Raw genomic sequence first — 19,634 nt, forward strand, 5'->3', positions numbered from 1 at the left:
ATCGGCGTGGTTCCGGTGCCGGCGCTCACAGGTTGTTGATCCAGCCGGGGCAAAGAGTCTGGCCACGGCAGTAGGCGGTGATCGTGCCGATGGAACGGCCGTCCGGGGTCGGGGCCCCGATCGGGCCGCGATTGCCGCGCTCGGCGACGGAGACCGTGCTCATGCGGACCTAGCCGTTGTTGGTGACGACCACTGCCCAGTACTCCGCTCGATTACCTGTGACCTTGTCGGCGTTGCCGTGGAACGCGGCGTCGATGGCCTTCTCGCTGCGCATGTTGTGGCTGGAGGAGGTATGGAGCCAGCCGAAGTCCGTGGTGCCGTGTCGGGTCGGAATGCTGCTTCCGTCCCGGTCGCGGACGGACCAGTTGACCTTGTGCCAAGGCTGCTGGGGATCCTGGAGCACAGTGGCGGCGGGTGCGAGCGGACCGGCAGGCACTGGCACACCGGCCGTCCGCGCGGTCTGGTCCCCGAAGCGCCTGGCGTACTCCTCGTTCGACAGGACCAGCAGCTCAGCGTCGTCGTCCGGGGCGGGACCTGCGGCAGGCCGGGGCGCGGACACCACGACACCGGTCGGCACGATGTGCGGCCCGGCCGCAGTCCTCGTCTCAGTGGCCTGTGCGATGGTGACGGGCAGGGACAGCGTGAGGGCTGCGACGGCCGCAGCCGCAGCCCACTTCTTGATCGTCATGGGCCGGTTGTATCTGCTGCAACACCGTCAGTGGCAGGCCTGCGAAGACGGATTCACCCGTCCGGGCAGACCAGTTCACCGGCGAAACGCCACTGCACACCCCACAGACAGCCCCGGGCACCACGGACCCAGCACCGCCAGGCCCGATGCGGCCGTCCAGTCTCCTGACGCGCGCCCGCCGGAGCTGCGGCACCGGCCGCGACGCCTCGGCCGGCCCCTCATCCGAGCTGTGCTCCGGCTCCTTCTCGGATCCACGCCGCGTGGAAGCCGCCTTCGATCTCGGCCTTGCACCGCCTTCCGTGTGCGGGCAGACGGGAGGCGGCGCGGGCTTGGTGACGGCTCCACCCGCCGCGGATCCGGTCGCGGTGCGGTCCCCGTCGAGGGCGCGCCCGTGGGCCTCGTACGCCGTGATCGTCGCCGCCCATTCCACCGGCAGCCAGCGCCGCCCGCGCCGGGGCACGGAAACGGTGGTCGCCAGGACGGTGGCGAGCTCGGGACGCCGGCGCGGCTCGAACGCCAGGCACGGCTCGATCAACGGGGCCAGGGCTGTGGGCAGGCGCGTCAAGTCCAGCTTTCCCCCTGGACATGGGCCAGCAGCACCATTGAGGACTCCGCCTCCCGGTACGGCGGGCGCCCCACGGCGGGGTGGTACAGGGTGGCTCCCAGGAGAAGACGTCCGTTGCCTCGGTCGGCGCCTCCCCGCAAGCCTGCTCCGGAAAGGTGAAGGCGACGGTGCCCAGAGTGAGCGACGTACGCGTGCGGTCCACGGCGTGCGAGATGCCGAAGTCGATCCGGAGCGGGCCGGTCAGCGGCAGCAGGATGTTCTGCGGTTTGACGTCGCTCCCGGTCGAGGCGCTCCACGGGGCCTTGGGCGAGCAGAGTCTTGACCGCGACGAGCGGGCCCCCCGCCGCCGGGCGCGCCCGATGGATCCGGCCCATGCCGCCGGAGGCGAGCCGCCACAGCAGGCGGTAGTCGCCGAGGCGTCGGGGATCTTCGGAGTCAAGCCGCCCACACCTCCCACCCCTCCTCCACCGCACGCCCACAACCGACTTCACCACCACCCGCGACCTGCTTGACGACCTCGCCGACACTCTCCAGGACTCGGGGGATGCTGCAGAACAGCACCTGCTGCGTCAGTGCGTTCTCGACGGCGAAGCCCGCCACCTCGGCCCGGACCACCCCGACACCCTCATCACCCGCAGCAACCTCGCGGTAGCACGGCCGCGGTAGCGCACGCAACGGTGGTCGTGGCTGTGGCGGCGCTCTCGACGTTGACCGGACCGGCAGGTTCCACCGCCGGGCCACCTCTGTCCAGGCACCGCCAAGGCCTGGATGCTGGATATGGCTCATGGTTCGCCCACCGGGCGCGGCTCGTCGGGGCGCGGATCGTGCAGCGTGCAGCAGCCGGGCCACCGTGGCAGCCCGGTGGACGGGCGACGCCTCCGTCGACGTCATCCGGCCGCTGGCCCATGCTGTCGGAGAACACAGTCCGTCAAGCGGCCGCCGACGAGGATGGCGTACGTCTGGCGCGGCAGTGGACCAGGGGCGGGGCCGTCGTGATCGCGGCCGTACAGCCGCCTTGGCAACAGCAGCTGCTCGTCATCGGCGTGGGGGCGCCCAACCCCAGCCGCCACCGCAGTGCGTACCCTGTGGCCGGCGGCCCGGCCCCGGGGTGAAGGGCGGCGGGCCCGCCGTGCTCACTGCGACTTCGACAACGCGCACAGGGCGGCGTTCCCCCGGCCTGAGACTGGTGCGCTGCGGTGGGCGTCGTAGCGCTCCAGCTTGGCGATCAAGCCGCGACCAAACCACCAGGCGGCCGGACCTTGTAGATGCCGCCCTTGCTGAGGCCGGAACACGAGATCGAACCCAGTGACCGTCACCCGGCGTCCGAGAGCACCAGCCCTCACCGCCGCCTTCGGGAACGTCCCCGCGACGAGCTCTTGGCCTCGATCTGGTCCGCGTACGGGTGCCGCCCCCGCTCGCCGAACAGGTTCCGCAGCTGCTGCTCGGTGACCTCCTCCCCCGCTGCCAGCCCGAGGACGGCAAGTCCCCGGCCCATCCATCGCCCGGCCGGGACACCCGCCTCCTCCTGAGCCTCACGGAGGGAAGTACGGGCCGGCCGGCGGCCGTCACCGACGACGACCTGACGCAGGCAGTAGCGGTACATCTGACCGGCTCGAATGATCGCGATATCCATCATGGAGACCACGCCACACGAACCCTGAGCTGCGCCCGCCAGACGGGAAGCGGCCCCGGGGCCGGAAGCGAGTGTCATCGCTCTCCGGCCCCTGCCCCACACACCAGCAACTCACCGATTCGGTCACCACTGTCCCGTGCCGACTGACCTTGCATAGGTCAGTCGGCCTTGCACCGGCCGCACAGGCCAGCGGCCTTCACTCGGATCGGACAGGTGCAACCGGGCATCGGCATGGCGCGTCTGGAAGGCAATGAGACGGAGATCGGGACTGTGGTGAAGGGGATGTCCGGCGAGTCGGGCCCGTGGCTCGTCGAGCTGGACGGCCCCCGGGTCCATTCGAGCATCAACGACCCGGAGGACCACGAACTGGAGGCCTGGAACAAGCGCTGGTCGAAGCAGGCCACGGACGAAGTGCGCCGCCTGAGAGGCACCAAGTGGGCCGATCCCGCCGCCGTCGCCCGCCGGCACTTCGGCCTCCCCGTAGACGCGCCCCTGCGATGACGCGTACGGACCCCCCAGACGGAGAGAGGCCGGACTCTCCACTGAGTCCGGCCTCTTCGAAAGGGTGCTGCTCAAGCACACCTGCGTGTCGATCAGATGGTGCGGCGGCCCCCGTCGCGGCCCCGATGCTCCGTGCCGGGGGCCTCACAGAATCCTGCGCACCCACCGACCAAGAGAAACCTGTCCAAGCCCAAGCCCAAACCGGGAAGGGGGGGCGGGCCATGGGCGTGGGGTGGTGGGTGCGGGCTCGAAAGATGCCAGGCTCGTCGTCCATGGATGTGAGCACCTTTTACGCCCTCTTCTCCGCCACCTGCTTCACCCTGGTGGGCCTGTGGTGGAACGTCGTCCAGAGCCACCACGACTGGATGCGCGACCCGGCCCAGCGGCGCGTCGTCGGCGGGATCTACCTGTCCTTCCTGCTTCCCGCCCTGATGGGCCTGTTTGCCCAAGTCGGCGGCACGGACCAGCCGCAGGTCTGGCGCGCGGCCTTCGTCGTCCTCGCGGTGATCGGCTGCGCGTCCACCCTGCGGCTGCTGGCCCGAGCGCGTGGCGACCGCTTCCTGACCTGGCAGCAGGCCGCCGCCACCCTGCTCTACGCCCTGATCGCCGTGGTCGGCGCTGTCCCCGAACTCGCCGACCCGGCAGGGCTGCGACCCATCCAGGCCGAGGCGCTGATGCTGATCGGTCTGATCGCGCTGGGCCACGCTCTGGTCTGGCGGTTCATGGCCGGCGAAGGCCGGGCCACCGAGGAGCAGTAGTGCAGTGCTCACCCTGGTGGGCAGAGAAGGGCCGGAGCTGAGCCCGCCGCGCATCCTCGACGGCCGTGTCGGTGGAAGTGCGGGCGGCCCGCCCGGGCCGACGACCTGTCGATGCTCACCGGTCAAGGGATACGAGTACCAGCCGTCGGGCCGCTCGTCGTCGGTCACCTCGACCGCCAGGGCCACCGTCTCCCAGTCGGTGGAATCGAACTCGTAGCCCACGTAGTGAGACAGCAGCTCCAGGAACGACCGCAGGTTGCGCTCCCAGATCCATCCACCGACTTCTGCCATGGCTCCCCCTCCGTGCTCAAGAGGGACAGCAGCCTGTCATGGGCCGATCCCTCGGCGATCACTGGCCGAGCATTCGGTTGGACAGGTGCCGCAGGGCTTTCATGTGGCTGTCCCCTCCTGCCCGGCGGCGCCGGTAGTGGGCGACCCCTCCGGATGTGTCGGGACCGGGCTCGGTTCTTCATCGAGGGTGCCACCGTTGGTGCACCGCAGGCGGTCCAGGTCGCCGACCGGTGGTGTACCTGTGGCCCAACCTCAGTGAGGCCGCCGAGCGAAGCGTCTCCCGGCACCACCGCTGCCTGCGCGTTCTCGCCCCCGCCGCAAGCGCGTTCTGCTCGTGCGAGAAGGCCGGGACCCAGTGGGGTCTACTCAGGACTCCGATCGCGAGTCACGCATACGGCTGCCGCCTGACCGCCTCTTACTCCCACTGGTTCGGCCCTGGGGCCTCGGGTGCCCCGGCGACACCTGTTGAAGCGACCGCGCGAGTATTTCTCGTCCTTCTCCACAAGCCCAGAATCACGGTCAGCTGTAACGGACAGTTCACGAAATGGTGTCGGGGACTTCGGCTCCGCCGCCTGCTTGGACGGCTTGGACGGTACGTTCGTGGAAGGTGGCGAGGCCGCCCGGTGGGAGGGGGGCCGGGCTGCCGGTGAGGGTGTACCACTCCTCCGCCCCGGTGTACTGGATGCGGACGTGGACGGTGTCGTGGGGGCCGGGGGTGGTGGTCAGGGTGACGTCGCCGGTGATGACGCCGGCCTCGTCCGTCATCGCACCGCCGGGCCCCGCCTTCACGTGGGCGGTCAGCGCGACCCCTGCTCCTTCCCGGCCGGCGTGGTGGTCGGGGTGGGGTTGGGTGGCCATCGGCAGGTCTCCAGCATCTCGGTGAGCTTGGTCTTCTCCGTCTGGGTGGCGGTCAGGTGGTGGGTGTTTTTCACGTTCGTCCACGGCGTCGGACAGGTGCACCCGTACGTTTTGGCCGGGGGCTGCCAGTCGTCGGGGCCCTGGTCAGCCTTTTCCCGGTTCGTCGCCGCCGACACCGCGAGGAGCTGGGGTGGGTCAGGTCGTTCGCGAACTCCTTGCGGTGCTCGGCAGTCCACGAGCTGTGCACAGGGTGACCAGGCGTTCGCGATGGGGATCATGTGGTCGATGGTGAGCTTCCCGGCGTCGGTGGCCGTGATCCCGTCGTAGACCGAGGTCCACGTACCCTCGACCGCCTTGCATTCGCCAGCGCGCTTCACGGCCTGTCCGGAGCGTTTCGGGACGACTTCGCGGGTGCCGCAGGCGTCTGGCCGGCCCGCCCAGTGCGTGAACTTGGCCCTGCTGAACCCCGTCATCGGCTGCTCGCCTGCGACGAGGGAAGAAGGACGGGCCCATGGCTGGGCGGAGGCCGGGCTGTTCTCAGTTCCCCGCAGGGAGCGGAGTCTGGGGGACAGGGAAGGCCGGTATGGCGCCCGTGGGCGGTGGAGAGGGGGCGGGGGTGAGGGTGGGGCAGACGCGGCGGAAGGGGACGCCGGGGGCCATCCGTTCCCATTCGGCGCGCGTGGGGTTGGCCGCGGCGAGGCGGCAGGCGCGGGCTACCGGGTCCTGCAGGGTGGCGCCGAGCTGGGCGATGTTCCAGCGGACGGCCTGACCGGGGTGGTTGTAGGTGGTCAGTGTGGCGCCGTCGGCGGAGACGGCGAGGGAGTGCGCCTCGTCGTCCAGGGTGAGGGTCGCTACGGGGTGCGGAGCGGTGGGGTCCGTCACGTCCCAGGCCAGGAGCCGGGTGCCGGAGCCGGCTCCCGTGAGCAGTCGGCCGTCCGCGCTGAACGCGTACGGCCCCGTCTCGCTGCCCTGGCGGAGGTGGCTCCGGAACCGGGGCCGGGCCGGGTCGGAGACGTCGTAGAGGAAGCCTCCGCTCCCACCGAATTCCGTCGCCACCAGTCGGGTGCCGTCGGGGGAGAACGCGCGCGGCGTCAGGTAGGGACGGCTGCCGTCGGCGGAGGGCATGGCGGACAGCCGGACGGGCTTGCGGGGGTCGCCGACGTCGTACAGTGCCCCGTCGACGGCCAGGAGGGGGTCGTCGGGGGCGAGCAGGACTTCCGGGACGTGCTTCCGCTCCCGTTTGTCGAGGCCGAGCTGCTCCGGCCGGCCGGGCCGGGAGAGGTCCCACAGGGTGGCACCGGCTGCGGAGCCGATCGCCATGAGGCCGTCCCGGATGGAGACCTTCAGGTCGTACGTGTCGCCCGCCGCGCCCGCCTGGAACCGGAACTCCTGCTTCGGGCGGGCCGGGTCCCTTACGTCCCACACCGTCAGGACGCCCGCCGGGCCTTCGGCTGCCAGCCGGCCCCCGTCGGTCGAGAACCACATCGCCGTGTACCGGAACTCCCCACCCGCATCCAGGCGGACCGCGCCCGCCCGGCGGCCCGCGGACGGCCCCGTCAGCGGAATCAGACCGGCCTGATCGTCGGCGGTGGCCACGGCCAGCAGGCGCCCGTCGGGGGACAGGGCATGGGGGACCACCGATCCGAACCACGGGTTGTAGTCCGAAGTGGGAAGGGTGAACGGCCGTGCCGCGATGGTGGGGAGCAGCCTGTCCGTCAGCGACCAGAACCGTACGTCTCCGTCGTGGTCGGCGGTGGCGAGCGTACGGCCGTCGGGCGTGAATGCCAGGGCCGTGACGGTGTTGGCGTGACCGGACAGGACAGCCGAACGGACCGGGCCGGCCCCGGAGACGTCCCATACCGTCGCCGAGTGGTCGGTGCTGCCGAGGGCGAGGTGGCGGCCGTCCCGGCTGAGTGCGACGGCTTCGACGGGGCCGCCGTGGCCGCTGACCACGGCGGTGGGGCGGCGGTCCGCGGCGGCAAGGCCTCGGCCGGCTGCCGCGGAGACGTCCCACAGGCGGACCTGGGCGTCGCCGGAGCCGACGGCGAGGGTGTTCCCGTCCGAGCTGACGGCCATGGCGCGGGCCGGGCCGCCGGTGCCCTCGAGCGTGCCAAGGCTGCGCGGCCGGTCGGGGTTCCCGACGTCCCACAGTTCCACTGTGCCGTCCTGCCAGGCCAGCGCGAGAAGGGCCCCGCCCGGACCGAAGGCGGCGGCCCGGACGTCGCTCTCGCGCCGCGGGATGGTTGCGCGGGCGCGGACGGCGCCGCTTCCCGGGTCCACCGACCAAAGCCTCGTCTCGTAGAAGGAGGACGTCATCAGCAGCCGGCCGTCGGGGCTGAACTCCGCCTGCTCCACGAACCCCTCCATCGGCAGCGCGTGCCTGCCCCGGGGCTGCGGGCGCCCGCGGTCGGCGGCGAGCGAGAACGCGCCCACGGACCTCTCGTCGTCCGCCCCGGTGAGCAGCAGGGACGTGCCGTCGCCGATCCAGAGCGCGGCCGTCCCGAGGAAGCCCGGCTCCTTCGCGACGACCTCGGCGAGCTTGCGAGGCTCCCCGCCGGCCCGTGACGCGTCCCACAGGCCCACGACCCCGTCGGACCGGCCCACGGCCAGGGTCCGGCCGTCGTCGCTGTACGCCATCGATGTGACCCAGCTCCCGGCGTCGAGGGAGCCCGCGTACTGCGTTCCGCTCAGTACGTCCATCAGTGTGTCGCGGGTCTGCGACGACGGGGCTTCGCGGTGGGCGGCGACCGCGAGCAGCAGGGCCTCGCGCGGATCGGCGCCCATGCCCGCGCGGGCGGCTGCCTGGAGCTGGCGGTTCTGCGCCTGCTCACCCTTGACCCGGGCGTTCGAGCGCTGTTGGAGCGCGACTCCCCCGGCGACCAGGGCCAGGCACAGTATCCCGCCGATCACCCCGGCAAACTGCCTCAGCCGGCGCGTCTGGCGCTGCAGGCGCAACCCCGCCCGGCGGAGGTTCTCCGCTTGCTCCTGCTCCCGTTCCAGCGCTTCCCGGAGCTCGCGCGTGCGATGCTTCTCCTCCTCCAACTGGCGCCGCTCACGCTGCCGTTCGGACTGGTCGAGGGCGTGGCTCGCGGCGATGAAGTCCCGGTCGAGGGGGCGTACCAGACGTGCGTGCCGCTGCTCGCCCAGCCAGTCGTCGGCCGCCACCAGGCGCGTACCGCGGTAGCAGTACTCGGGGGAACGCCCGGCGCGGTTCCAGGCGTCCGCGGCGTCGGTCAGCTGCTGGCGGGTCACCAGCCCGGCCCGGTCCTCTTCGATCCAGCGCCGGAGCCGGGGCCAGGCACGCAGGAGCGCTTCGTGGGAGATCTGGGCCGTGGTCCGGTCGACGGTGATGAGGCGGGCCCGGGCGAGCCGGTCGCGGACGCCGGTGACCGTGCGCCGCCGGGCCCCGGAGCGGTCCTCGAGCAGTTCGTCGAGGCCGATGCGGCGGCGGACGGCCTCGTCGCCGCTGCCGGTGAGGGTGACCATGGCGAGGACCAGTTCGCGGACTGCTTCGCGGCCCGGCTCGTCGAAGCCCTCGTAGATCTCCTCGGCCGTACGGGCCACGGATTCCCAGATCCCGCCGGTCGCCGCGTATCCGGAGAGGGTGAGGGTCGCACCGCTGCGTCGTATCCAGGTCTCGCGCAGGGCATGGGCGAGGAACGGCAGCGCCGAGCCGTGGTCTCGGCCGCCGCCCTCGCGGGTATCGCGGAGGAGGAGGTCGACGAGTCCGGTCTCCAGGCGGAGTCCGGCGTCGCGGGCCGGGTGCTCGATGGCGGCTCGGAGGGCGTCCTCGTCCATGGGCCAGACGTTCCACTGCCTTGTGAGGGCGGGACGGAGGTCGGGGTGTGCGAGGCAGCTGCCGTAGTGGTCGGCTCGCAGGCCGAGGACGACGCGGGGGCTGTCGCCGTCCGTGGCGGCGGTCGCGCCGCGGCACAGGGCGCGGATGAACCGGGCGCGCTCGTCGGTGTCCTTGCAGGCGGTGAAGACCTCCTCGAACTGGTCCACGACCAGCACCCGGCAGGCCCCGTCGCCGGGCAGGCGGCCGTCGTTGAGTTCCCGCTCGATCTCCGCCCTCGGTGTGCCGGAGGCCCTGGACCACAGGTCGGCGAGGGCGCGCAGCGGGTGCGGTCCGGGGGACGCGAGCAGGAGTGCGGGCCAGGGCGTGGCGGGGTCCGACTCGTAGCGGCGTTCGAGGCCGGCGAGCAGGCCCGCCCGCAGGATGGAGGACTTGCCGACGCCGGAGGCGCCGACGAGGACGACCGGCGCGGGGTGCGCCGTCTCCGGCGAGCCCGCCGGCTGTGCGGGCCGTACGACTTCGTCGATCAGATCGCGGGCGAGCGCCTCGCGGCCGAAGAAGCGCTCGCGGTCCTCGGCCCGGAAGGGTTCCATGCCGGGGTAGGGGCAGGCCGTACCGTCGGCGGGGTGCGCGGGCCCGGGCGGCGGTACGGAGGCGGCGGCGTAGGCCCTGTTGGCGGCGACGACCAGTTCGCCCGCCCGGTCCTCGCTCTGCCGGTGAGGGAGTACGGGCACGCCCTGGAACTGGCGGTCGAGGTGGGCGTACACGCCGTCCAGGGTGAGCCAGGCGGGTGCGGAGGGATCTCCCTCGCGGAGGAGGTCGAGCAGTTTCCCGGTGAAGAGCGTGTGGCGCTCACCCTCGGGGGCGAAGGAGACGGCGTAGTTCGAGGCGGAAGTCAGCAGGAAACTGCCGTCCGGCCGTGCGGTGACGTAGGGGCCGCGGACGGACCCCCGGGAGGTGGCCTGCGCCATGCCCGAGAAGCAGCAGTCGAGCAGGACGACGACGCGGGCGGCGCTGTTGCCGAGCGTGTCCCTGATGACCTGGTACGGGATGGAGCGCGCGATGCCCTGCGCGGAGCTGGTGGCGGTGGCGAGGTACAGCTGGTCCTGCGGGCCCAGCAGCCCGTGGCCGATGAAGGCGAAGAGGACCAGGCCGCGGGTGTCGGCGACGGCCTGCTCGACGGCCTCGACGACGGTGGCGCCGTCGGCGGGGTCGAGGAGCAGCTCGATCTGCGAGGGGTCCATGCCGCAGATCTCGTGGAGGTCGCGGGCAAGGTCGCGGGCGGACGCTTCGACGCTGGGCAGGTCGGGGAGCCCGGACCAGTCGCCGTGGACGCTCGTGCCGACGATCACGGCGCGGACGCCGGGGCCTGCGAGGTCGCTGGTACGGCGCGGCGGAGCGGTCACGGACGGCGGCCGTCAACCCCTGGCTCGGGGTCGGGGTTGGGGTCGGTGTTGGGGTCAGGGTCCGGGTCGGTGTCAGGCCCGGGTTCTTCCCGTCCGTCGCCGGGTGTCCGGGCGGTTCCGTCCACCGCCCCGGGTTCTGGCGGGGCGGCGCCCGGCTCGGCCTGAGCCTCACGCTCGGCGTGTTCGGCCGGCTCCCGGCGCTGCATCGGGACGCCGAGCTGCCCCGCGATCTCCTGGGCGAGTGCGCCGGCCTGTTGGGCGTTGAGGCCCCTGACCCGGTCGGACGTCACGGTCACCTCGGTGCCGTCGGGCCGCACGATGGTCACGGTCTGGCTGCCGCTGCGGTTCTGCACCCAGGTGACCACCGCAGCCACCAGCACGGTGACGACGCCGCCCGGCTCCAGCAGCACAGTGACGAACTCCGTGGCTGTCCCCATCGTCCCGGGCGCCGGCGACTCAACGGCCCCGCGCTGCACGCGCCCGCGCAGCTCCCGCTGCTTCCCGAGCCAGCCCCTGAGATCGTCCGTTCCGGCCCGACCGCCGTCGTCCCGCGCCGATATGGCGATCTGCATGGTTCTCCCGCCTGGAGCAGTACGAAGGCCAACTGCCCCTCACTGTACTGAAGATCGTCTCTCGGTAGCGCCCACTTTCGGCCGAAGCAACCCGCCCCCGCCCCCGCTCACGGCGAACGGTCCGACGCAGACCAGAGCGCGGCAGTAGGCCGGCGCGGCCACCCTCCGGGAGTCCCGTCCCGGGCCAGGGCTCCGCACCGGCCCACCCGTCGATCCGCCGATCCGCCGGTCAGGGGGCGTCGATGAGCACCCGTCCGTCGGTCGGCACGATGGCCGCGAGCCCGTTCGCGTACGCGGTCTGCACGCGGGACCGCTCCGTCGCGTTGGGCACGGCGTTGGTGCAGGCCGTCCCGGCGCTGGACCCCGACATCAGCTGGGAGCAGGGCCCCGGCTTGGTGTCGGGGAGGCCCAGGCTGTGGCCCAGCTCGTGCGCAGCGATGCGCGTCTTGTCGTACCCCTGGCTCACAGCCTGCGCGCCGAGTTCGACTCGTACCTGTCGCCCAGGGCGGACCGGACCGAGGGTGGCCTGCGGCCAGCCGGTGGTGGCCACGATGACGATCTCGGCCCGTACCCCGGGCGCGGCCTCCACCAGCCGAACGTTACTGACGTTCGCGTTCCAGGAAGCGACCCCGGCCGTGATGGCCGCTTCCCAGCCGCCGGCCCTGCTGTCATCGTAACGGAGCGTCACTACCGCTGCGGAGGCGTCCGGTACGGGCGCGGGTGCCGCGGTCGCGGCGGTTGCCACCGCGAGAACCATTGCGGCGGCGGAGGTGCCGACTTTCAGCCAGGTGCCCAGAGACATGGTCGTCTTCCTTCATGCGTGGGGGGTACCCGGCCCCTCGGCGGAGCCGGGGCACTGGAGACGCCGTCACCGCCCGCCTGTGTCCGCACATTCGGACAGCCGCCCCTCCGGAGCCCTAAGAAGGTAGCCCCGCGCTCCCTCAATCCGTCATGCACCTGCCAGCCAATTCCGGCAGGCACTCCAGCCGACGCCCGGTCAGCGGGCGCCACCATCCAGGCGGCTCTCACGGCCGCGCTCGGCGATCAGCGGGCGGATCCGCTACTCGCACACCTCTGGCGGCAGCAGGCCCGAGCACGGGGTGAGGGCGGAGGGCAGGCCGAAGCAACCCACAACGTACGCCCGGTGTGTCCCGAAAAGGGTCGATGTTGATCTGATGTAAACAATGATCGAATCACCCCCGGCGCCTGCCCCGAAAAAGGAGTCAGACAATGAGGCCACTGCGTCGCCCCCGCCAGGCCGCAACCTTGCTCTCCGCGCCTGCGTTCGCTCTCACTTTCGCCGGCCTGGTCGCCACCCCCGCTCACGCCGCCACCATCAACGTCAGCTGCTCCCCCGCCGCCCTCATCCAGGCCATCAACACCGCCAACAGCACCCCCACCACCTCCGACACCCTCAACCTCGCCCGCGACTGCACCTATACCTACACGGAGCAGATCGCCGGCCCCGGGCATGCGGCGCTCCCCCAGATCACCAGCCTCATCACCATCAACGGACGCAACGCCACCATCACCCGCGACGAGAACACCGACAGCGAATTCCGCTTCTTCAGCCTCCCCCCTACCACCGGCGGGAACCTGACTCTCCGAGACCTTGCCCTCACCAACGCCAAGGCCGGAGGAGGCGCCCAGGGCGGGGCCATCCAGCTGGGATTCGGCACCGTTGCTTCCCTTACCAACACCCGCCTCACCGGCAACACCGCCGGCAACGGAGGCGGCGCCATCAACAACAGCAATGGAACCCTCCGCGTCGTAGGTTCCTACTTCAAGGGCAACAGCACCGAAGCCGGCCACGGCGGTGCCATCGTGAGCAGCGGCACCACACGCGTAGACCTCAGTGTCTTCACCAGCAACTCCACCGGCCCCGTCAGCGGTGGTAACGGCGGAGCCATCGCTCACACCACCGCCTCCGCCCCCTTCACCCTGACCTCGAGCATCCTCACCGGCAATGAAGCAAAGGGCCTGGGCGGCGCCATCCACAACAACAGCTCCTCCGCGACCGTCTCCGACAGCCAGATCCGCGGCAACGACGCCAGAACCGGCGGGGGCATCGCCAACTTCGGCACGCTCACCATCAACATGCTCACCACCATCCGTGGCAACACTGCGAGCTTCTCCGGTGGCGGCATCTACAACTTTGGAACGCTCAACACCCGCAACACCTTCATCGACCGGAACGCGGTCACCCAAGGAACCGGCGGCGGCCTTCACAACCAGGGCGACGCAACGCTCACCGACTCCCGTGTCACAGGCAACACCGCGGCCCACGCTCCCGCCGGCCTCCACAACGAGGGTGGAACCGTCACCCTGAACCACACCACCATCGCGAACAACAACCCCGGCAACTGCGATCCCTCGAACCCCGCTGCCACTGGCTGCACCAAGTAGGTCCACCCAGCGCGGGTACACCGAGCCCGAAGACCCGGTTCTTCGGCGGAGCCGGGATCCGCGCAGGATCCCCGGGCGGTCAGCGGTAGGGACTCCCCCGCCTCCAGCCTGCGGGCCGCCCCCGGATCCGACCGGGTTCCGGGGCTCAGCTGCGGTGTTCAGGCTTCGATGTACGCCACGATCGTGATGGTCCGAAGGGCTGTGACGAAGTAGATGACCCGGACCGCGTCGATCTCGTCCGCGTAGTCGCGCAGCAGGGTGTCGGGAACCTCGGTGCCGAGCTCCGGGTTGACGCTGATGGCGACGATCGCCCGGTCCAGGCGGTGCGTCTCGTTGGCGGTGAGCTTGGCGAGCTGGGTGAGCGCGGGCTCCACCATGACGACGCGCGAGCGTCGAGCGGCGTGCTCAGGCGACACGGGGCTGCTCATCGGCGAGGCGGTCGAGGTGGGCGTCACGGGCAGTCTCCCAAGGCACTCCGGTCTCGGGCGAGGGGTAGCCGTGCGCGGCGATGTCCTCCAGCACGGAGGCGAGGACGTCGACTTTCGCGCGCTGGTCCGCCGCGTACGCGAGTACGGATGCGGCAGCGCGCTCGTCGAGGGGCTGGCGGTCGGGCTCGGTGGCCGGCTGCTCGCTCATCCGGGGCTCCTGGGCTGTCATCTGGCGTGTTCCCCCACGATATCGCCGCTGTGGGGCCTGGGCGTCCGCTACGGGCAAACCATGTGAGGGAACCTCGACGTCCACCGTGGCGGTATGCGTGTGCCCGCCGCCGGCAATGTCCAGGCGGTGACGGATGCCCTCAGGTCGGCATCAGGCCGCTCTGGTACGAGATCGCCACCGCTTGAGCTCGGTCGCGGGCGTCGAGCTTGGACAGGATCCTCTTCACGTGCGTCTTGACGGTGGATTCTGCGAGGGAGAGCAGCTCGGCGATTTCCGTGTTGGACAGGCCCTGGGCGACCTGCCGCAGCACTTCTCGTTCACGGGTGGTGAGTCGCTCCAGGCGGGCATCGGCCGGTGCCCGCAGGTTTCCTGGGCGCGCGGGTGCGGGCTGGGCCGCGAGCCGGGTCAGGATGTCGCGGGTGACGGCCGGGTCCAGCACGGCCTGACCGGCCGCGACGGTCCGTACGGCGTCGATGAGGCGTTCGGGGGAAGCGCGTTTGAGGAGGAAACCGCTCGCGCCGGCCCGGATCGCACTCCATACGTATTCATCGTGGTGGAACGTCGTCAGGACCAGCACCCGGGTCGGCAGACCGGCGGCCACGATCCGCCGGGTCGCCTCGACCCCGTCGATGCCGGGCATCCGTACGTCCATCAGGATGACGTCGGGAACGAGTTCGTGGCACAGGCGGACGGCCTGGATGCCGTCCGCTGCCCGCCCGGACACCTCCAGGCCGTCCTCGGTGCCGAGGATCAGTTCGAGGCCGGCCCGGAGCAGGGCGTCGTCGTCGGCCACCACGATCTTGATCCGGCGCTCGTCGTCGGCCGGTCCGACGGCGTGCCAGGTCATCGGACCGGGAGCGAGACGTGCAGGCGGAACCCGCCCTGCTCGCCCTGCCCGTGCTCGAGCCTGCCGCCCAGGATCGACACGCGTTCGGCGATGCCGAGCAGACCTCGTCCGGGCTCGTAGCCGCTGCCTGCGCCCTGGCCGTCGTCGCTGACCTCGATGTCGAGGCGGTCCCCCACCCGGCGGACGGTCACGTCGGCGGATCCGGCGCGGGCGTGCTTGACCGTGTTGGTGAGCGCCTCCTGCACGATCCGGTACGCCGACATGTCGATGCTGCTGGGGAGTTCGTCCCGGCCCGGATCCACCTGCGCCGCCACCCTGATCCCGGCCTGCGCCATGCGATCCGTGAGACGGCTCAGGTCGCCGAGCTTCGGCTGGGAGCCGGCCGGCGCGGTGCGGCGCAACAGGCCCAGGACCCGGTCGAGTTCCTCCAGTGCCTCGCGGCCGGAGTCCTCCAGCTGCCCGAGCACCTCGCGGGCGCGCTCCGGGTCGCGGTCGAGCAGTCGCCGGGTGGCGCCGGCCTGAATCAGCATCACATTGACGGTGTGGCCGACGAGGTCGTGCAGCTCGCGCGCCATCCGGGCGCGCTCCCCCGCGATCACCTCCTCGCGAAGCCGGAGCTGGGTCGCGTCGCGTTCCTCCAGGCGCCGCGCGGCGCCGAAGCCGATGGCCCAGACGAGGAGCCACAGGAAGAGCACCCCGGCCGGCACCACGGACCAGACGTCGCGTTCCTGCTGGCCGGTGAAGTAGGCGATCATTCCGAGGAACGCGGCGAACGGACCTGCCCAGGCCCGGGTGCGGCTCGCGTGCAGGCCGAGGGAGTACAGGCCGATCAGGTTCGCGTACGGGGAGAGCGGGTTCTCCAGACCCCACAGCGCTTCGACGGACAGGGCCGCGGTGCCGACCAGGTACGAGGCCAGCGGCGCGGTCCTGCGGCAGGCCAGCGGTCCGGCGACCGCCACGGCGAACATGACGGCGCGCGTCGTGCCCGTGTCCGCCCGTGCTGCCGGCCCCAATTGTTCGACGAGCATGACGGCGAAGAAGGCCGCGGCGAGTACGAGGTCCGCGGCGGCTGGGCGGGCGATCAGCGGCCGGCCCGTCGGTATCCGCCGCGTACGGGGCGGCCACCACGTGCTCAGGTGGTTCGCGGGTCGGCGCATCGCTGCCAGGTCCTTCCAGCCGGGGCGGACTCCGGAAGCCGGCTGTCCCCTGTTGCCCTGTTGCCCTGTTGCCCTGTTGCCCTGTTGCCCTGTTGCCCTGTTGCCCGCACGTTAGCCGGGGACCGCGGGGTGCGCATCGTCCCTGTGGGGTACGCGGCCCCGGACGGCCACCCCTACCGAGGTCCGCCGGGTGCCCCCGGCAGGGGACGCGGCCGGGGCGGGTCCGTTCCTAGCGTGGCGAGCACGAACCGCACCCGCTCCTGGAGGACCCGTGAACCGTTCACCGGCAGTGCCGCAATGGCATCGCCCACTCATCCTGAACTCTGCTCTGATGTTTGCCATTTCGCTGATCTGCGCCGTCGCCGCACTGGTCGACGACCGTCAACTCCTGGGTGAATCCCTCTGGTTCAAACCGATGAAGTTCGGTGTGGCCTTCGGCATCTACGGAGTCACGCTCGCCTGGCTCCTGAGCAGGCTCAACAGGGGGCGGCGGCTGGGATGGTGGACCGGCAGCGTCATCGCCGCGGCCGGGATGATCGACGTCTGCGCCGTCGTCTACGCCGCCGCCCACGGCACCTACAGCCACTTCAACGAGAACCCCGACGCCGTCGCCCGGAATGTCGCCACGGCCTTCTCGATCGGCGTCATGCCGCTCCTCGTGGCCACCCTGGTCATCGCGACGCTGGTGCTGTTCCAGTCCGGCACCGACCGGGCGCTCACCGTCGCCCTGGGCGCGGGGCTCACGCTCGCTGCCGCCGGCATGGCCGTGGCGGCCTGGCTCAGTACCCTCTCCAGCGAGCCCCGTACCGTCCCGGACGCGGCCGGGAACCCGGTCGTGCGCAGCGGCGCTCACGGGATCGGCGATCCCGACGGGCGGGGGATGCCGCTCACCGGATGGAGCCTGACCGGCGGAGACCTCCGCGTACCGCACCTCGTCAGCATGCACGCCATCCACGTCCTGCTCCTGCTCATCGCCGTGATCCACCTGTACGGGACCCTCTTCCACCGGCGGCTCGACGACGGGGTCAGGACCCTGATCGTCGGCGCGTTCGCTTGCTGGTACACGGGCTTGTTCGCCGTACTCACTTGGCAGGCACGACGCGGCCAGTCCGTGGCCCACCCGGACCGGCAGACACTGATCGCCCTCACCGCGGTGACGCTACTGACCCTCGCCCTCACCGCCCTTGGCCACTTCCTCACCACGCGGCCTACGCGGCATGCCTGATCCGCCGGTCGGCACATGCGCGCGGGTCCCGGAGGTGTCGTCCAGGGCCCTCGACTGTCAGGCCGTTACTGCCCCGCGGCCTCGGTCGAGCATCCGGGCGGAGACCATGAGGAGCAGCGATGGGGCGGTGATGATGATCAGCGGCGCCATATCCACCACGATGGCGCCCACGAGCAGAACGGCCTGGAGAACGCACGCCACCTGAGCCCGGCGGCCTGGCAGAACGTCCTTGAGGAATGAACGAATCAGGCCAAGCAGATACCAGGCGCTCGCGATGAGGAAGATGAGACCCGCGACTACCGCCACAGCCAGGTAGCCGACTCTCTCACCGGTTCCAGGAGTGCCTTCCTCGTAGGCGTGCGGACCGAGTCCGCCGATCATCAGCGGGGCGAAGACAAAGCAGATACCAGCAACCAGGGTTGCTTGGAGAAGGACCAGAGCCGACTCCACTATCAGCAGGGCCCTACGGGATCGGCTCATGGATCTCCTCACTCATAAGTTGCGGAGAGTCTAATGACCAAGGGGTCCCGAATCCCCGTCGGTCAGCTGGTGACCGTGTCGTTGCAAGGTGGCTTCGGCGGGGCCTTCGCCAGGACGGCCCGCCAGTAGGCGGCTTCCCCGGCCACGCCTCGCTTCGCGGGCTGGACGGACTCGGCGAACGCGAAGCCGTAGTTGTTCGTCCCGGGACCGGCCGTCAGGTCTCCGGGGCCTACGGCCACCACGTACTGGCGGCCGGCCTCAAGAAGTACCTCATGCCGGTTCGGGGTGACCGTCAGGGTGTAGCTGCCCGGGGTCCCGCCGGACTGCACTCGCTGGGTAATCGCCACCGCAGGCGCCCACTCCTCCTTCACGACTTCCAGGACGCGCACCGGCGTTGTCACGAACTTCCGCGCCTCGGCATCGGAGATCCCCTCCAGCGAGACCGGTCCGGCCGGGCCCGTCGCCTCCACCACTGCGATGCCCTGCGCGGAGGTGGCGACTTCCGTGTCCGTGCCGTACGGGGCATCGCAGAGCTGTGCCGCAGGCTCCGGCGCGTGCGCGTCCCAGACGTACCAGCCGCCGCCCCCGGCCAGTACGGCGGCGGCTGCCGGTGCGATCATCCACACCTTCTTCATGAGACCCACAGCTTTCGGCAATTCGCCTTGTCAGGCCGAGGGCGTGCCCCAGCTCGTGGGAGCGGGAGCAGAGTGGCGGCGGACGGCGTCGGCTACCAGTCGAGTTCCCACAGCTTCAGGGTGCCGTCCGAGCTCCCCGAGAGAAGGTAGCGGTCGTCCGGGGTGAGCGCGACGCCGTAGACCTCGTCGGTGTGACCGTCCAGGGTGCGTGCGCAGCGGCCGGTCGTCGTGTCCCAGATCCGTATCCGGCCGTCGTCCTCGCCCGAGACGGCGAAGCGCCCGTCGGAGGTGAACCGGGCCGTCAGGACCTCGGTGGAACGGTCCTCGGGATCCGCGACCGAGCGGGGGTCCCGTACGTCCTCGAAGGCGCGCACGAGGTCACCCGTGCCGGCGTCGAGGAGCCAGAGGGTGCGGTCCCCGTGGTGGCCGGCTGCGAGCACGAGGCGGCCGTCGGGGCTCAGGCACACCGAGGAGACCCACGAGCCCGGGTGCGGGAACACCGCACACTCACCGCCGTCCACGTCCCATACCCGGATCTCGGCGTCGGAGCCGGCCGACACCGCCCGGCGTGCGTCCGGGGCGAGCCACACCGCGGTCGGCCAGACCGTGTGTCCCGTGAGCGTCCGCGTGCACGTGCCGTCGGCGAGGTCCCACATCCGCAGGGCACGGTCCACGCAGATGGCCAGCGCGAAGCGGCCGGTGGAGCTGTAGGCGACCGCGCCCCGGTCGCCGCTCGCGCCCGTGCTGCGATCATGGTGCGGGCCCCTGGACAACGGGTGTTGGCCGAGGGGGTTGAGGGTGTCGAACCGGCTCACCCGGCCGGTCACCGTGCACCGCATGAACGTGCCGTCACCGCTCGCCAGCACCCACTGCCCTGGGACGGCGACCCCGGCCGAGCCCGAGCCGTCCGCCCCGAGGTCCCGCAGGAGTGTCCCGGTGGCGAGTTCCCACAGCCGGACCGGTTCGTTCCCGCCTCCGCACAGGCCGAGGCGCCCGTCCGGGGAGATCGCCACCGTGCCCGGCCCGAACGACCCCGGCAGGGTACGGACCGTGGTCACTGCGCGGAGCCCGCCCCGCGGCGAAGCGCCCGCCCGCCGGTCGTCCGCGTCGGCGTTGCCACCCATCGTCCCCACCCCTCGGCCCCGGTCGAACGGTCGGG

20 protein-coding genes are annotated in these 19,634 nt (G+C 71.4%); 4 read left to right on the plus strand and 16 right to left on the minus strand.

The annotated features are described in order from the left end of the window. Window positions 1-25 precede the first annotated feature (25 nt). From ACODT5_RS03910 to ACODT5_RS03925, 4 genes are all read right to left on the minus strand, one after another. Window positions 26-163 (minus strand): hypothetical protein, encoded by a 138-nt coding sequence (locus ACODT5_RS03910; RefSeq protein WP_422517776.1) that lies wholly within the window; start codon window positions 161-163, stop codon window positions 26-28. A gap of 6 nt (window positions 164-169) precedes the next feature. Then, window positions 170-688: a hypothetical protein gene (locus tag ACODT5_RS03915; protein WP_422517777.1), complete on the minus strand. Its 519-nt coding sequence runs from the start codon at window positions 686-688 to the stop codon at window positions 170-172. 1,000 nt (window positions 689-1,688) lie between these two features. Further along, window positions 1,689-1,868: a hypothetical protein gene (locus ACODT5_RS03920; protein ID WP_422517778.1), complete on the minus strand. Its 180-nt coding sequence runs from the start codon at window positions 1,866-1,868 to the stop codon at window positions 1,689-1,691. Window positions 1,869-2,592: 724 nt separating this feature from the next. Continuing rightward, window positions 2,593-2,889 carry a relaxase domain-containing protein gene (locus ACODT5_RS03925; protein WP_422517779.1) on the minus strand — a complete coding sequence of 99 codons (297 nt, stop codon included), beginning with the start codon at window positions 2,887-2,889 and terminating at the stop codon, window positions 2,593-2,595. A gap of 279 nt (window positions 2,890-3,168) precedes the next feature. On the opposite strand from ACODT5_RS03925, the gene ACODT5_RS03930 reads away from it, so the two are divergent. Further along, complete coding sequence (locus ACODT5_RS03930) at window positions 3,169-3,387, plus strand: hypothetical protein (RefSeq protein WP_422517780.1); 219 nt, start codon at window positions 3,169-3,171, stop codon at window positions 3,385-3,387. A gap of 272 nt (window positions 3,388-3,659) precedes the next feature. Beyond that, on the plus strand, window positions 3,660-4,145 hold the full coding sequence (locus tag ACODT5_RS03935) for a hypothetical protein (RefSeq protein WP_422517781.1): 486 nt from the start codon (window positions 3,660-3,662) through the stop codon (window positions 4,143-4,145). Window positions 4,146-4,973: 828 nt separating this feature from the next. On the opposite strand, the gene ACODT5_RS03940 is transcribed toward ACODT5_RS03935, so the two are convergent. The 5 genes from ACODT5_RS03940 to ACODT5_RS03960 all read right to left on the minus strand — a co-directional run bounded on the left by ACODT5_RS03940 (window position 4,974) and on the right by ACODT5_RS03960 (window position 11,870). Beyond that, a complete protein-coding gene (locus ACODT5_RS03940; protein WP_422517782.1) occupies window positions 4,974-5,294 on the minus strand; it encodes a hypothetical protein in 321 nt (106 codons plus the stop codon). After that, window positions 5,234-5,767 (minus strand): hypothetical protein, encoded by a 534-nt coding sequence (locus ACODT5_RS03945; RefSeq protein ID WP_422517783.1) that lies wholly within the window; start codon window positions 5,765-5,767, stop codon window positions 5,234-5,236. The genes ACODT5_RS03940 and ACODT5_RS03945 overlap by 61 nt, the downstream gene beginning before the upstream one ends. Window positions 5,768-5,831: 64 nt before the next feature. Next, window positions 5,832-10,496 (minus strand): caspase, EACC1-associated type, encoded by a 4,665-nt coding sequence (locus ACODT5_RS03950; protein WP_422517784.1) that lies wholly within the window; start codon window positions 10,494-10,496, stop codon window positions 5,832-5,834. Then, on the minus strand, window positions 10,493-11,068 hold the full coding sequence (locus ACODT5_RS03955; protein WP_422517785.1) for an effector-associated constant component EACC1: 576 nt from the start codon (window positions 11,066-11,068) through the stop codon (window positions 10,493-10,495). The genes ACODT5_RS03950 and ACODT5_RS03955 overlap by 4 nt, the downstream gene beginning before the upstream one ends. 229 nt (window positions 11,069-11,297) lie before the next feature. After that, window positions 11,298-11,870: a snapalysin family zinc-dependent metalloprotease gene (locus ACODT5_RS03960; RefSeq protein WP_422517786.1), complete on the minus strand. Its 573-nt coding sequence runs from the start codon at window positions 11,868-11,870 to the stop codon at window positions 11,298-11,300. 428 nt (window positions 11,871-12,298) lie between these two features. Here ACODT5_RS03960 and ACODT5_RS03965 point away from each other — a divergent pair, with 428 nt between their 5' ends. Then, window positions 12,299-13,474: a hypothetical protein gene (locus ACODT5_RS03965; protein ID WP_422517787.1), complete on the plus strand. Its 1,176-nt coding sequence runs from the start codon at window positions 12,299-12,301 to the stop codon at window positions 13,472-13,474. Between the two features lie 158 nt (window positions 13,475-13,632). On the opposite strand, the gene ACODT5_RS03970 is transcribed toward ACODT5_RS03965, so the two are convergent. The 4 genes from ACODT5_RS03970 to ACODT5_RS03985 all read right to left on the minus strand — a co-directional run bounded on the left by ACODT5_RS03970 (window position 13,633) and on the right by ACODT5_RS03985 (window position 16,135). Continuing rightward, complete coding sequence (locus ACODT5_RS03970) at window positions 13,633-13,890, minus strand: hypothetical protein (RefSeq protein ID WP_422517788.1); 258 nt, start codon at window positions 13,888-13,890, stop codon at window positions 13,633-13,635. Further along, complete coding sequence (locus tag ACODT5_RS03975) at window positions 13,880-14,110, minus strand: hypothetical protein (protein WP_422517789.1); 231 nt, start codon at window positions 14,108-14,110, stop codon at window positions 13,880-13,882. The genes ACODT5_RS03970 and ACODT5_RS03975 overlap by 11 nt, the downstream gene beginning before the upstream one ends. Window positions 14,111-14,270: 160 nt before the next feature. Continuing rightward, the gene (locus ACODT5_RS03980; protein ID WP_422517790.1) at window positions 14,271-14,978 is read right to left on the minus strand and encodes a response regulator; all 708 of its coding nucleotides are present in this window, start codon (window positions 14,976-14,978) and stop codon (window positions 14,271-14,273) included. Further along, the gene (locus ACODT5_RS03985; RefSeq protein WP_422517791.1) at window positions 14,975-16,135 is read right to left on the minus strand and encodes a sensor histidine kinase; all 1,161 of its coding nucleotides are present in this window, start codon (window positions 16,133-16,135) and stop codon (window positions 14,975-14,977) included. The genes ACODT5_RS03980 and ACODT5_RS03985 overlap by 4 nt, the downstream gene beginning before the upstream one ends. Window positions 16,136-16,466: 331 nt before the next feature. On the opposite strand from ACODT5_RS03985, the gene ACODT5_RS03990 reads away from it, so the two are divergent. After that, the gene (locus tag ACODT5_RS03990) at window positions 16,467-17,360 is read left to right on the plus strand and encodes a hypothetical protein (protein WP_422517792.1); all 894 of its coding nucleotides are present in this window, start codon (window positions 16,467-16,469) and stop codon (window positions 17,358-17,360) included. A 57-nt stretch (window positions 17,361-17,417) separates the two neighbouring features. Here ACODT5_RS03990 and ACODT5_RS03995 read toward each other — a convergent pair whose 3' ends face one another. From ACODT5_RS03995 to ACODT5_RS04005, 3 genes are all read right to left on the minus strand, one after another. After that, a complete protein-coding gene (locus ACODT5_RS03995) occupies window positions 17,418-17,840 on the minus strand; it encodes a hypothetical protein (RefSeq protein ID WP_422517793.1) in 423 nt (140 codons plus the stop codon). Window positions 17,841-17,902: 62 nt separating this feature from the next. After that, window positions 17,903-18,460: a hypothetical protein gene (locus tag ACODT5_RS04000; RefSeq protein WP_422517794.1), complete on the minus strand. Its 558-nt coding sequence runs from the start codon at window positions 18,458-18,460 to the stop codon at window positions 17,903-17,905. A gap of 107 nt (window positions 18,461-18,567) precedes the next feature. Next, the gene (locus ACODT5_RS04005; protein WP_422517795.1) at window positions 18,568-19,599 is read right to left on the minus strand and encodes a WD40 repeat domain-containing protein; all 1,032 of its coding nucleotides are present in this window, start codon (window positions 19,597-19,599) and stop codon (window positions 18,568-18,570) included. Between the last annotated feature and the right edge of the window lie 35 nt (window positions 19,600-19,634).

Origin of the sequence: Streptomyces tatrensis, from assembly GCF_049310065.1 — a bacterium.
Taxonomy (GTDB): domain Bacteria; phylum Actinomycetota; class Actinomycetes; order Streptomycetales; family Streptomycetaceae; genus Streptomyces.